This window comes from Pseudomonas sp. J452 (assembly GCF_024666525.1).
Lineage (GTDB): Bacteria > Pseudomonadota > Gammaproteobacteria > Pseudomonadales > Pseudomonadaceae > Aquipseudomonas.
The window spans coordinates 3,459,281-3,471,860 of the sequence record NZ_CP088294.1 but is presented as its reverse complement, the minus strand read 5'-3'; the positions used below and the strand labels follow the sequence as shown (position 1 = coordinate 3,471,860).

The window sequence follows — 12,580 nt, the reverse complement described above, 5'->3', positions numbered from 1 at the left end:
GTGGCAACACTCCTGGGCGTCTAGGTGGCTCGGCCTTTGTCTCAACCGACTTGAATCCTCGGGCGCCTCAGGGCGCTCTTCGCACGAGAGAGCCCGATGGCCCTGCAACTCAGCTTCGGCGAAGCCTCTGCCACCGGCCCCCGCGCCGAGAACCAGGACGCCATCCGCGTAGTTACCCCGGCGCCCGCCCTGGCGGCGAGCAAAGGCTTCCTGTTCGCCCTGGCCGATGGCGTCAGCCAGTGCGCCGATGGCGGCCTGGCGGCCCGCGCCACCCTGCAGGCCCTGGCCCTCGACTACTACGCCACCCCGGAAACCTGGGCCGTGGCGCAATCCCTGGATCGCCTGCTGGTCGCCCACAACCGCTGGCTGCAGGCCAACGGTGGCGGCCAGCCGCTGCTGACCACCCTCACCGCCCTGGTTCTGCGCGGCCGCCGCTTCACCCTGGCGCATGTCGGCGACTGCCGGGCCTATCGCTGCCTGGATGGACAGATCGAACGCCTCAGCGAAGACCACGTCTGGGAACAACCGGGCATGCAGCACGTACTCAAGCGCGCCATGGGCCTGGATCAGCACCTGGTGGTGGATTACCTGGAAGGCGAGCTGCGCGAAGGCGAACGTTTCCTGCTGGTCAGTGACGGTGTCTGGTCGACCCTCGGCGACCAGGGCATCCACAGCATGCTCAAGGACGAGAGTGATCCGGCCGCGGCCTGTCGCGCCCTGGTCAGCGCCGCCCACCTGGCCGGCAGTCAGGACAATGCCAGCGCCGTGCTGGTAGACGTACAGAGCCTGCCGGACAACGACCTGGCCGACACCCTGGCCCAGCTCAAGCACTGGCCGCTGCCGCCGCGCCTGCGCGACGGGCAGAACTTCGAAGGCTGGCAGGTCGAACGCCTGCTCGCCGAATCGCGTCAGTCGCTGGTCTACCGGGTACGCGACAACCAGTCACGCCGCTGGCTGCTGAAAACCCTGCCGGCCAGCCGGCATGACGAAGAACAGGCCGGCCCCGCCCTGCTCCTCGAGGAATGGTTCCTGCGCCGCGTCGCCGGACGCAACTTCGCCGAAGCCCACCCGTTGCCGCAGCGCCAGCATCTCTACTACGTACAGCGCGAACACCAGGGCCAGACCCTGGCCGAGCACCTGCGCCTGTCCGGTCCCCTGGGCTTGCCGGAGTGGCTGGAGCTGGCGCCGCGCCTGCTCAAGGCCCTCGGCATGCTGCACCGACGCAACCTGCTGCACCGCGACATCAAGCCGGAAAACCTGCTGTGGTGCGACGATGGCGAGCTGCGCGTGCTGGATTTCGGCCTGGCCTACTGCCCCGGCCTGTCTCGCGACGAAGCCCACGCCCTGCCCGGCACGCCCAGCTATATCGCCCCGGAGGCCTTCAGCGGCGGCAAGCCCAGCGCGCAGCAGGATATCTACGCCGCTGGCGTGACCCTCTACTACCTGCTCACCGGGCACTACCCCTACGGCGAGATCGAAGCCTTCCAGCACCCGCGCTTCGGCAAGCCGACCGCACCCAGTCGCTACCGCCCGGACATTCCGAGCTGGCTCGACGACTGCCTGCTGCGCGCGGTGGCGGTTAGCCCCGCCGAGCGCTTCGAAACCGCCGAGGAATGGCTGCTAGCCCTGGAACAGGGCGAACGCCAGACCCTCAGCCTGCGTCCGCGTCCATTGCTGGAACGCGAGCCGCTCAAGGTCTGGCGTACGGTGGCACTGGTCTCGCTGCTGGCCAACCTGGTGCTGCTGATTGTCCTCCTGTAGGACGGATGAAACCCGCGAGCCCCTGACGCGGGTTTCACCCGCCCTACGCCTGACTGTGCTTTTGTAGGAGCCAGCTTGCTGGCGATGCGTTTGACCTGCCTAGATCGCCAGCAAGCTGGCTCCTACAACAACCCAAAGCGCACCACAACAGCGCAACTTGCTTTAAACGGGTGCGCCAAGCGCACCCGCAAGCGCCCCACAAAACCGCGGAAAGCCCCTAAAAATCAAACATCTACAGAGTTGGCACGCTGCCTGCTTTAGAGAAATCGACATTACATAAAAGCACTGCCTTCAACGTAGAAGGCGCTGCTTCCCGACAGATCGGGGCAGGACAAAGGCGTCCTCGCTAGGCAACTAGCGGGACGCCTTTTTTGTTTTCCGTGTTTTCTACGCAGGAGATGGCCGGCATGAAAAAACTCAAGCTGGTAATGGTTGGCAACGGTATGGCCGGCGTGCGGACGCTGGAGGAGCTGCTCAAGCTCGCTCCCGACCTCTACGACATCACCGTGTTCGGGGCCGAGCCGCACCCGAACTACAACCGCATCCTGCTCTCGCCGGTACTGGCCGGCGAACAGTGCTTCGATGAAATCGTCCTCAATGACCTCGACTGGTACCTCGACAACAACATCGAGCTGCGCCTGGGACGCAAAGTGGTCAGCATCGACCGCAAGAAGCGCGTGGTCACCGCCGACGACGGCAGCACGGCCGAATACGATCGCCTGATCCTGGCCACCGGCTCCAACCCCTTCATCCTGCCGGTGCCGGGCAACCGCCTGGAAGGCGTGATCGCCTACCGCGACATCGCCGACACCGAGAAGATGATGGAAACCGCCCGCACCCACAGCCACGCCGTGGTCATCGGTGGCGGCCTGCTCGGCCTGGAAGCGGCCAACGGCCTGCGCCAGCGCGGCATGGACGTCACCGTGGTGCACCTCTCTGAGTGGCTGCTGGAGCGGCAACTGGACAAGACCGCCGGCAAGCTGCTGCAACAGGCCCTCGAGGCCCGCGGCATCCACTTCCGCCTGAGCGAGCAGACCGAGGAGCTGCAGGACTACGGCAACGGCCGCGTCTGCGCCGTGCAGTTCAAGGGCGGTGACGTGATCCCAGCCGACCTGGTGGTGATGGCCGCCGGCATCCGCCCCAACACCGAGCTGGCGGAGAAGAGCGGCATCCCGTGCAACCGCGGCATCCTGGTCGACGACTGCCTGCAAACCTATGACCCACGCATCTATGCGGTCGGCGAATGCGCCAATCACCGTGGCATCGCCTACGGCCTGGTCGCCCCGCTGTTCGAACAGGCCAAGGTCTGCGCCAATCACCTGGCCATGCTCGGCACCGCTCGCTACCAGGGCTCGGTGACCTCGACCAAGCTCAAGGTGACCGGCATCGACCTGTTCTCCGCCGGCGATTTCATGGGCGCCGAAGGCACCGAGACCATCACCCTCTCCGACCCCATCAGCAGCGTGTACAAGAAGCTGGTGATCAAGGACGACGTGCTGGTCGGCGGTTGCCTGTACGGCGACACCCTGGACGGCGGCTGGTACTTCCAGCAGATCTGCGGCGCGGCCGATATCAGCCAGGTGCGCGATCACCTGATGTTTGGCCAGGCCAGTATCGATGCGGCCAACGCCAGCGCAGCCAAGGATACCACCCGTGCCTGAACTCAGCCTGCAACCCGTCGCGGCCCCGGCCACCCAGCACACCGCCGCCACCTGCTGCTACTGCGGCGTCGGCTGTGGCGTGCTGATCGAGCATGACGGCGAGAAGATCCTCGGCGTCCAGGGCGACCCGGATCACCCCGCCAACTTTGGCAAGCTGTGCAGTAAGGGCTCGACCCTGCACCTGACCGGCGACCTCGATGCCCGCGCGCTCTATCCCGAGCTGCGCCTGGGCAAGGGTCTGGCCCGCACCCGCACGGACTGGGACAGCGCCCTGGATCACGCCGCCAATGTGTTTGCCGAGACCATTCGCGAGCATGGCCCGGACAGCGTGGCCTTCTACATTTCCGGCCAGCTGCTGACCGAGGACTACTACGCCTTCAACAAGCTGGCCCGCGCCCTGGTCGGCACCAACAATATCGACAGCAACTCGCGCCTGTGCATGTCCTCCGCCGTGGTCGGCTACAAGCGCAGCCTGGGTGCCGATGCCCCGCCGTGCAACTACGAGGACATCGAGCAGGCCGACTGCCTGCTGATCGCCGGCAGCAACATGGCCTACGCCCACCCGATCCTGTTCCGCCGCCTGGAAGCGGCCAAGGCCGCGCGCCCGGAGATGAAGATCATCGTCGTCGACCCACGGCGCACCGATACCTGCGACCTGGCCGACCTGCACCTGGCGATCCTGCCGGGCACCGATGTGGCGCTGTTCCACGGCATCCTGCACATCCTCATGTGGGAAGGCTGGGTCGACCACGCCTACATCACCGCCCACACCGAGGGCTTCGAGGCCCTGAAGAGCCTGGTGCGCGAATTTACCCCAACGGTCGTCGCCGATATCTGCGGCATTGCCCAGGCCGACCTGCTGCGCGCCGCCGAGCTGATCGGCAAATCGCCGGCATTCCTCTCGCTGTGGTGCATGGGCCTCAACCAGTCCACCGCCGGCTCGGCCAAGAACAGCGCACTGATCAACCTGCACCTGGCCACCGGGCAGATCGGCAAGATCGGCGCCGGTCCGTTCTCCCTCACCGGCCAACCGAATGCCATGGGCGGCCGCGAGACCGGCAGCCTGAGCAACCTGCTGCCGGGCCACCGTGAGGCCGGCAACCCCGAGCACCGCGCCGAAGTCGCCCGCTACTGGGGCGTCGACAGCCTGCCGGAGCGCCCCGGCCTGACCGCTGTCGAGCTGTTCGAGGCGGTACGCGTCGGCCAGATCAAAGCCCTGTGGATCGCCTGCACCAACCCGGCCCAATCGCTGCCGGACCAGCAGAAAATCCACGAAGCCCTGGCCACCTGCCCCTTCGTGGTGGTGCAGGAAGCCTTCTTCACCACCGAAACCTGCCACTACGCCGACCTTCTGCTCCCAGCCGCCAGCTGGGGCGAAAAAGAAGGCAGCGTGACCAACTCCGAGCGGCGCATCACCCATGTGCGCCGCGCCGTGCCAGCGCCCGCAGAGGCGCGGCCGGATTGGGCGATCACCTGTGATTTCGCCCGTCGTCTGGAACAACTGCTCCGCCCCGGCCTGCCCAGCCTGTTCACCTTCCTCGACAGCGAGTCGCTGTTCGAGGAATACAAACACCTGACCAGCAATCGCGACCTCGACCTGTCCGGCCTGAGCTACGCGATCCTGGATAACCAAGGTCCGCAACAGTGGCCCTTCCCGGCCGGCGCCCAGCAGGGCACCGCGCGACTGTACGAGAATGGCCAATTTCCCACCGCCAGCGGGCGCGCGCAGTTCCTTGCCGACCCATACTGCGCGGGCAAGGAGAAGCGTGATACGCGCTATCCGCTGCTGCTCAACACCGGCCGCCTGCGCGACCAGTGGCACGGCATGAGCCGCACCGGCACCGCCGCGCGCCTGTTCGGCCACGCCGAGGAGGCCGTCCTCAGCCTGCACCCGGATGAACTGCGCCGGCGCAGTCTGCAGACTGGCGAACTGGTCACCCTGCGCAGCCGCCGCGGCGAACTGAGCCTGCCGGTACAGGCCGACGAAAACGTGCGCCCCGGCCAGGCCTACCTGCCGATGCACTGGGGCAATCGCTTCCTCAAGGGCCTGGGCACCAACGTGCTGACCCAGCCGGCCTTCGACCCGCTGTCCAAACAGCCGGAGCTCAAGCTCAGCGGTGTCGAAGTGAGCAAGGCCGAGCTGCCATGGCAGTTCTTCGCCCTGGTCGAAGGCGATGTGCAGCGCCGTTTCGAGGCGCTGCGCCCGCTGTTCGAGACCTTCACCTACGCCAGCCTGAGTCTTACCGGCCGCGAGCGCCCGGCCCTGCTGATCAAGGCCGCCAGCGGCGAAGCTCCACCGGCCGATCTGCTGGCGCAGATCGACGCTCTGCTGGCGGTCGACGCTGGCCCGGTACTGGCCTACGACGATCCGCGGCGCACCGTGGGCAAGCGCGTGCGCATCGAGGACGGGCGCATCGTCAGCATCCGCCTGGCCGGCGAAACCGCCGCCCGCGACTGGCTGAAAGGCTTGTGGAACGACGGCCAGGCCGACGCCGACCTGCGCCGCTGGCTGCTCGCCCCGCTGTCCACCCCGCCGGGCAGCAACGGCAAGAAGCTCAGCAAGACCCTGTGCAACTGCCTGAACGTCAGCCAGGACGCGGTGTGCGCCGGCATCGCCCGCGGCCTCGACCTGAACGGCCTCAAGCAGGAGCTGAAATGCGGCACCAGCTGCGGCTCCTGTGTACCGGAAATCAAACGTCTGCTGGCGACCCAAGTCGTGCCAGCAGTAGCGACTGCCTGAGGAGATGACCATGAGCGCAAAAGTCTGGCTGGTAGGCGCAGGTCCTGGTGATCCGGAACTGCTGACCCTCAAGGCGGTGAAAGCCCTCAACCAGGCCGAGATCGTGATGATCGACGACCTGGTCAACCCGGCCGTGCTGGAGCACTGCCCGGATGCACGCATCGTCCCGGTGGGCAAACGCGGCGGCTGCCGCTCCACCCCGCAGGCCTTCATCCACCGCCTGATGCTGCGCTATGCGCGCCAGGGCAAGTGCGTGGTGCGCCTGAAAGGTGGCGACCCGTGCATCTTCGGCCGCGGTAGCGAAGAAGCCGACTGGCTGGCCGAGCACGGCATCGAAGTGGAAATGGTCAACGGCATCACTGCCGGCCTGGCCGGTGCCACCAACTGCGGCATCCCGCTGACCCTGCGCGGTGTGGCCCGCGGCGTGACCCTAGTCACCGCCCACACCCAGGACGACAGCAGCCTCAACTGGCCGGCCCTGGCGCAGAGCGGCACCACCCTGGTGGTGTACATGGGCGTGGCCAAACTGCCGGACATCCGCGAAAGCCTGCTGGCCGGCGGCATGCGCGCCGACATGCCGGTGGCGATGATCGAAAACGCCTCGCTGCCGCACCAGCGCGAGTGCCGCAGCAGCCTGGCGAGCATGCAGCAGGCTGCTCACGACTTTCAGCTCAAGAGCCCGGCGATCCTGGTGATCGGCGAAGTGGCCGCGCAGCAACAGATTCAAGCTTTGGCAGAGATTGCCTAATCCCCTTCGCTCCTGCGGAGAAATGCTTTGCCCGGCCTTTTGGCCGGGCTTTTTTTGCGCAGTGGCGCATCAACGGCCCTCGGCTTTGGCCCGCAGCCCCTGCAGGGTGTTGAACGGCGCATCCACCACAAAACTGTTGGCCAGCCAGGACGGGACGCTGCCGCCCGGTTCGGTGTGAACCTGATAGGTCACCTCCACCTCGCCTGCCGCCTTCGGCATGAAGGTCCACGAGCCTTTCAGGCTGGTGACCCGCACATACCCCTTGTCCTCCGGCAGGTACTGCGGCTGGCCATCCATAAGCCGCACCAGGCTACCGTCGGCATTCACCTGGGTCACCACACGCAGGATCGAATCGCGGGAGGTCACTGGCCAAGGCATCTCGAAGCGGGTATAGACCCAGCTTTGCGCCCCCTCATGCTTGAGCAACATCTGCCCGGCGCAGGCATGAATCCAGGGACAGGAGCCCTGCACGTCATCCTGCAGAGCGCGCAGCCTGGCGACATCGCTCTTGATCGTGGTCACACCCCGGTAGGCCTTGTATTTCGAGCCCTCGACGGCACTCAGATAGACGCGAATACCCTCCTCATCCTTGACCAGCTGCCAGTCTTCGGCCCGCGCCAATCCGCTGGCGGCCAAGATACCGAGACCACAGAATGCAGCCACACGCGTCAATCCCTTCATGGATATTCCTTAAACAAGAAAATCAGTCGGCAGAAAGTGCCGCCCGGATGAACATCACTATGCCGTGGCCTGTTCCAGCCAACCCAGCAGACGAATTGCCTCCTCCCGACTCTCGCCACACACCGCAGGGTCGGCGCTGAAGCCAGAACACACGGCAGGGCGCTCGGCCTGACCGAAGATGGCGCAGAGGTAATCGAGCGTCAGATGGATGCAACGCTGCCCCGCGACCTTGCCATCGGGCATGCCGGGGATCGGCGAACTGATGGAAGGGGCAACGCAACAAGCTCCGCAGCCCGCACGGCAATTCATGACAGCAACCTCAGAACAATCAACTCAGCAAAGACAGCCGATTTTATCCCTCGCGCCAAAAAAACACAGCCCAGCCGGACTTGTCGCACCGGCAACGCCTGATTAGGCTGGCCCATCGATTTTCTGGAGCACTGGCATGCCCATCTGGCTACAAACCGCTGCGATGCTGACCCTGTCGAACATTTTCATGACCTTCGCCTGGTACGGCCACCTCAAGTCCCTGGGCCACAAACCCTGGTACATCGCCGCCCTGATCTGCTGGGGCATCGCCCTGTTCGAATACCTGATCATGGTGCCGGCCAACCGCCTCGGCTACACCGAGCTGTCGGTCGGCCAACTGAAGATCATGCAGGAGGTCATCACCCTGGCGGTGTTCGTGCCCTTCAGCGTGCTGTACATGCAACAGCCGCTGAAGCTCGACTACCTGTGGGCCGGTCTGTGTCTGCTGGGTGCGGTTTACTTTATCTTTCGCACCTGATCAGCCCTTGGGCACCTGCTTGAGGCGCGCCAGCAGGCTGGAGGTGTCCCAACGTCCACCGCCCATGGCCTGCACGTCTGCGTAGAACTGATCGACCAGCGCCGTCACCGGCAGTTGCGCGCCGTTGCGGCGAGCCTCGTCCAGCAGGATCGACAGATCCTTGCGCATCCAGTCCACTGCGAAGCCGAAGTCGAACTTGCCGGCCAGCATGGTCTGATGACGGTTTTCCAGCTGCCAGGACTGCGCCGCGCCCTTGCTGATTACCTCCATCGCCGCATGCCCGTCGAGCCCCGCGCACTGGGCGAAATGCAGTGCCTCGGCCAGCCCCTGAACCAGGCCGCCGATACAGATCTGGTTAACCATCTTGGTCAGTTGCCCGCTACCCACCGGCCCCATCAGCTTGACCATCTTGGCGTAACTGTCGATCACCGGCGCAGCGCGCTCGTAGAAGGCCTGCTCGCCACCGACCATCACCGTCAGCGCGCCATTTTCCGCGCCGGCCTGGCCGCCCGACACCGGCGCATCGAGAAAACCCAGCTCGCGCTCGGCAGCCAGCACCGCCAGCTCACGGGCGACATCCGCCGAGGCCGTGGTGTGGTCGACCAGCACGCTGCCTGGCGCCATGCCGGCAAAGGCCCCGTCGACACCGAGCACCACGCTGCGCAGATCGTCGTCATTACCCACGCAGGTCATCACCAGTTCGGCGCCCTGCGCCGCTTCCCGCGGGGTTGCCGCCGACTCGCCGGCAAACTGCGCAACCCACGCCGCCGCCTTGGCCGCCGAGCGGTTGTACACGCACACCTGATGCCCCTTGCGCGCCAGATGCCCGGCCATGGGGGAGCCCATCACCCCCAGCCCGATAAACGCTACCTTCGCCATGTACACCTCCGTCATCAATGGCCGCAAGCATAGCCTGCCACCTGGGGTGTCCGGCCAGCACAGCGGTGCGGAAAAACTGTATGGATATCGTTTTGCCCAAACACCACGCAACTCCCATACTGCCCGCAAGCAATGGAGGGCCTATGCGCAACTGGTTGGTAATCGACCTGGAAGCCACCACCGAAGAAGGTGGCTGGCCAGTGGAAGACATGGAAATCATCGAGATCGGTGCCAGCCTGGTGGCTGCCGATGGCCACGAACTGGACCACTTCCAGCGTTTCGTCCGGCCACTGCGTCGCCCTTGCCTGACCAGTTTCTGCCGTGAACTCACCCATATCAGCCAAGCCAATGTCGACAGCGCCGCGCCGCTGGCGACGATCTGGCCGCAGTTCGAGCGCTGGCTGGCACCGCACCTGGGCAATCTTGCCGGCTGGGCCAGCTGGGGCGACTACGACCGTCGCCAGTTCGAGCTGGAATGGCGGCGCCATGACCTGCACAGCAGCCTGCAGCAGCGCCCCCATGCCAATCTCAAGCAGCGTTTCGCCGAAGCCCGCCAGCTGAAACGTGCCGTCGGCCTGCACACAGCCCTGCAACTGGCCGGTCTGACGTTTCAGGGCCAGCAGCACCGCGCCCTGGAAGACGCGCGCAATACCGCGCGCCTGCTGCCACTGATCTTTGCCGCATAAAGCCCGCAAGCCCGTGACGGAGCGCGTCGCCTTGGGCATACTGGCAAGCCATTTTTAACCCCCTTCGAGGAACCCCGCATGTTCAAGGTCAACGAGTACTTCGACGGCACCGTCAAATCCATCGGCTTCGCCATGAACGAAGGCCCGGCCACTGTCGGCGTGATGGCCCCGGGCGAATACGAATTCGGTACCAGCCAGCTGGAAATCATGCACGTGGTGGCTGGCGCCCTTACCGTCAAGCTGCCGGGCAGCGACAACTGGGAAACCTTTGCCGCCGGCAGCCAGTTCACCGTGCCGGCCAACAGCAAGTTCCAGCTGCAGGTCGCCGTGGACACCGCCTATCTCTGCGAATACCGCTGAGTCAGGCCGCTGTGAAGAACCGGCCCCGGTGGCCGGTTTTTTTATCCTTGCAAAACGACTGACCAGTCATAGTTACGGACAGCCCCATGCCACGCTCCCGCACCATCCTTCTGCCGATTCTCCTGCTCCTGGTGGCGATGGTTTCCATCCAGAGCGGTGCGTCCCTGGCCAAGGGCCTGTTCCCGCTGATCGGCGCCGAAGGCACCACCGCCCTGCGCCTGAGTCTCGGCGCGCTGATCCTCTGCCTGGTCATGCGCCCCTGGCGCACACCGGTCAATTTCTCCGCCTGGCCGTCGTTGCTCGGTTATGGCTTGTCGCTAGGCAGCATGAACCTGCTGTTCTACATGTCGCTGAAGACCATTCCCCTGGGCATCGCCGTCGCCCTGGAGTTCACCGGGCCGCTAGCCCTGGCGCTGTTCGCCTCGCGCCGGCTGCTGGATTTCGTCTGGATCGCCCTGGCGGTGTTCGGTCTGTGGCTGTTGCTGCCGGATACCGCCTCCAGCGGCCATCTCGACCCACTGGGCATGGCCTTGGCCCTGGGCGCCGGAGTGTGCTGGGCGTTGTACATCGTCTTCGGGCAGAAGGCTGGAGCCGCCCACGGCGCGCAGACCGTGGCGTTCGGCACCATAGTGGCGGCACTGCTGGTGTTCCCGATCGGCCTATGGCAGAACGGCAGCGCGCTGTTTTCCCTGGACCTGCTGCCCATCGCCCTGGGCGTCGCCCTGCTCTCCTCGGCCCTGCCCTACAGCCTGGAGATGATCGCCCTGACCCGCATGCCGGCGCGCACCTTCAGCATCCTGATGAGCATGGAACCGGCAGTTGCCGCGCTGATCGGCCTGCTGGTGCTCAGCGAACGCCTGAGTGGCAACCAGTGGCTGGCCATTGGCGCAATCATCCTTGCTTCGGTCGGCGCCGCAGCGACCAGCAAAGGCAAGCCGGTGCCGCCAGTCGAGCATTAAATTATCGGCTACCCAGAGTCTTTCCAACATCGCGTTCTGGCTGGCTGCGTGCCGGCTCATGGTGGATAAACAGAGCGTTATCCATCCGCGGCCCGATCCTGTAGGAGCCAGCTTGCTGGCGATAGGCAGACAGTGTCCCACTGATCGCCAGCAAGCTGGCTCCTACAAAAAATTGTGCTGAATAACAGTATCTACGCGGGCGAGCAGATTCTCAGAGCACCCTCAGCTCACTGCTGATAGCCAACCCCTCTAGTTCGGCCAGGTAATCCTCCAGCGTCAGCAGGCCCAGGCACGGCAGCGCTCCACGCGTGGCGAGGGTGCCGCCGGCCAGTTTGCGCGCCAGCGCTACCGCGGCCATGCAGGGGATATTCGGCCCGTCGTTATGCAGCGCCTGCAGCTCCCAGCACAGGGTTTGCGCCTGACCGGCCTGATCCAGGCCCTGCAGACGCACGAACATACCGCTCAGGCCATCGCCCAGGGGTTCGACCAGCACGGCACCACGCCGCAGCAGGCCGGCCAGCGGCACACCACTGCGCAACAGACCACCGCGCACCAGCCAGGACAGCAGCCAGGTGCCGAACTGGGTCAGGCGCAGGCCGACGCCAGCCGAGAAGCGCACGCTGCGCACGCCCGGATAACGCGCCGGGAACAGCTGCAAATCGGGGATATCGCAGTTGCCCACCCAGCGCCGACCCAGCGGCGCGGCGAAGTCATGCGGACTCAGATCCTGCCAGCCATAGACCGCCTGCCAGGCGCCATCGCGCCACTGCTGAAAGGGTTTACCGCAGTAGTTGAGCACCGCCGCCAGGGTCGATACGCCCGGTGTCTTCTCCGAGGAGCTGATGCCATGCCAGATCGCATCCAGCCGCGAGAAGCGTGGCAGCAGGCTGTCGATCACCGCGGCGCTGAGTGCGGGCACCGAGCTGGCGCCGCCACAGACCAATACGCCGGCCGCGTGCGCCGCCTGATCCAGCACACCGATGCCGCAGACGAACTCGCGCGCATCGGCCAGATCGACGTAATGCGCGCCCGCCGCGATGCAGGCCTCGGCCACCCGGTAATCCTGGTTCTGGAACGGCCCGGCCGTGGAGATCACCAGCTGCGCCCCCAGCACGCGTAAACGCTCGGCCAGATCGGCCTGGTTCATGTCCAGACGCACGGCCTGGCTGCCCGTCTCTTTCGCCAGGGTTTCGGCCTTGGCCAGGTCGCGGCCGGCCACACACACACGAATGCCGGCAATAGTGCGCAGGCGGCGGACGATCACCGTACCGAAATTGCCGTAACCGCCCAGCACCACCACCCGATAATCCGTCACCCG

11 protein-coding genes and 1 pseudogene are annotated in these 12,580 nt (G+C 65.5%); 8 read left to right on the top strand and 4 right to left on the bottom strand.

Going from position 1 to position 12,580, the window contains the following annotated elements; all coding sequences use genetic code 11:
- Positions 1–96 precede the first annotated feature (96 nt).
- The 4 genes and pseudogenes from LRS11_RS15795 (at position 97) to cobA (ending at position 6,910) form a co-directional block, all read left to right on the top strand.
- The gene (locus tag LRS11_RS15795; protein ID WP_260493863.1) at positions 97–1,761 is read left to right on the top strand and encodes a bifunctional protein-serine/threonine kinase/phosphatase; all 1,665 of its coding nucleotides are present in this window, start codon (positions 97–99) and stop codon (positions 1,759–1,761) included.
- 407 nt (positions 1,762–2,168) lie between these two features.
- Positions 2,169–3,377: pseudogene (locus tag LRS11_RS15790) on the top strand (NAD(P)/FAD-dependent oxidoreductase); the annotation flags it as partial.
- Between the two features lie 52 nt (positions 3,378–3,429).
- Positions 3,430–6,162 (top strand): nitrate reductase, encoded by a 2,733-nt coding sequence (locus LRS11_RS15785; RefSeq protein WP_260496934.1) that lies wholly within the window; start codon positions 3,430–3,432, stop codon positions 6,160–6,162.
- 10 nt (positions 6,163–6,172) lie between these two features.
- Positions 6,173–6,910, top strand: coding sequence for a uroporphyrinogen-III C-methyltransferase (gene cobA / locus LRS11_RS15780; protein ID WP_260493862.1), 738 nt, complete (start codon positions 6,173–6,175; stop codon positions 6,908–6,910).
- 69 nt (positions 6,911–6,979) lie between these two features.
- On the opposite strand, the gene LRS11_RS15775 is transcribed toward cobA, so the two are convergent.
- Both LRS11_RS15775 and LRS11_RS15770 read right to left on the bottom strand, forming a co-directional pair.
- Positions 6,980–7,591 carry an START domain-containing protein gene (locus LRS11_RS15775; protein WP_260493861.1) on the bottom strand — a complete coding sequence of 204 codons (612 nt, stop codon included), beginning with the start codon at positions 7,589–7,591 and terminating at the stop codon, positions 6,980–6,982.
- A 57-nt stretch (positions 7,592–7,648) separates the two neighbouring features.
- On the bottom strand, positions 7,649–7,900 hold the full coding sequence (locus LRS11_RS15770; protein ID WP_260493860.1) for a YkgJ family cysteine cluster protein: 252 nt from the start codon (positions 7,898–7,900) through the stop codon (positions 7,649–7,651).
- Between the two features lie 136 nt (positions 7,901–8,036).
- On the opposite strand from LRS11_RS15770, the gene LRS11_RS15765 reads away from it, so the two are divergent.
- Positions 8,037–8,378, top strand: a complete 342-nt coding sequence (locus LRS11_RS15765) for a DMT family protein (RefSeq protein WP_260493859.1) — start codon at positions 8,037–8,039, stop codon at positions 8,376–8,378.
- Here LRS11_RS15765 and LRS11_RS15760 read toward each other — a convergent pair whose 3' ends face one another.
- On the bottom strand, positions 8,379–9,257 hold the full coding sequence (locus LRS11_RS15760; RefSeq protein ID WP_260493858.1) for an NAD(P)-dependent oxidoreductase: 879 nt from the start codon (positions 9,255–9,257) through the stop codon (positions 8,379–8,381). It lies immediately after the preceding gene.
- A 143-nt stretch (positions 9,258–9,400) separates the two neighbouring features.
- Here LRS11_RS15760 and LRS11_RS15755 point away from each other — a divergent pair, with 143 nt between their 5' ends.
- From LRS11_RS15755 to rhtA, 3 genes are all read left to right on the top strand, one after another.
- Positions 9,401–9,943: an exonuclease domain-containing protein gene (locus LRS11_RS15755; RefSeq protein ID WP_260493857.1), complete on the top strand. Its 543-nt coding sequence runs from the start codon at positions 9,401–9,403 to the stop codon at positions 9,941–9,943.
- A 78-nt stretch (positions 9,944–10,021) separates the two neighbouring features.
- Positions 10,022–10,303: a pyrimidine/purine nucleoside phosphorylase gene (locus LRS11_RS15750; protein ID WP_260493856.1), complete on the top strand. Its 282-nt coding sequence runs from the start codon at positions 10,022–10,024 to the stop codon at positions 10,301–10,303.
- Positions 10,304–10,389: 86 nt separating this feature from the next.
- On the top strand, positions 10,390–11,262 hold the full coding sequence (rhtA, locus tag LRS11_RS15745; protein ID WP_260493855.1) for a threonine/homoserine exporter RhtA: 873 nt from the start codon (positions 10,390–10,392) through the stop codon (positions 11,260–11,262).
- 211 nt (positions 11,263–11,473) lie between these two features.
- Here the strand turns inward: rhtA and LRS11_RS15740 are convergent, their stop codons facing one another.
- On the bottom strand, positions 11,474–12,577 hold the full coding sequence (locus LRS11_RS15740; RefSeq protein ID WP_260493854.1) for a saccharopine dehydrogenase family protein: 1,104 nt from the start codon (positions 12,575–12,577) through the stop codon (positions 11,474–11,476).
- Positions 12,578–12,580 lie beyond the last annotated feature (3 nt).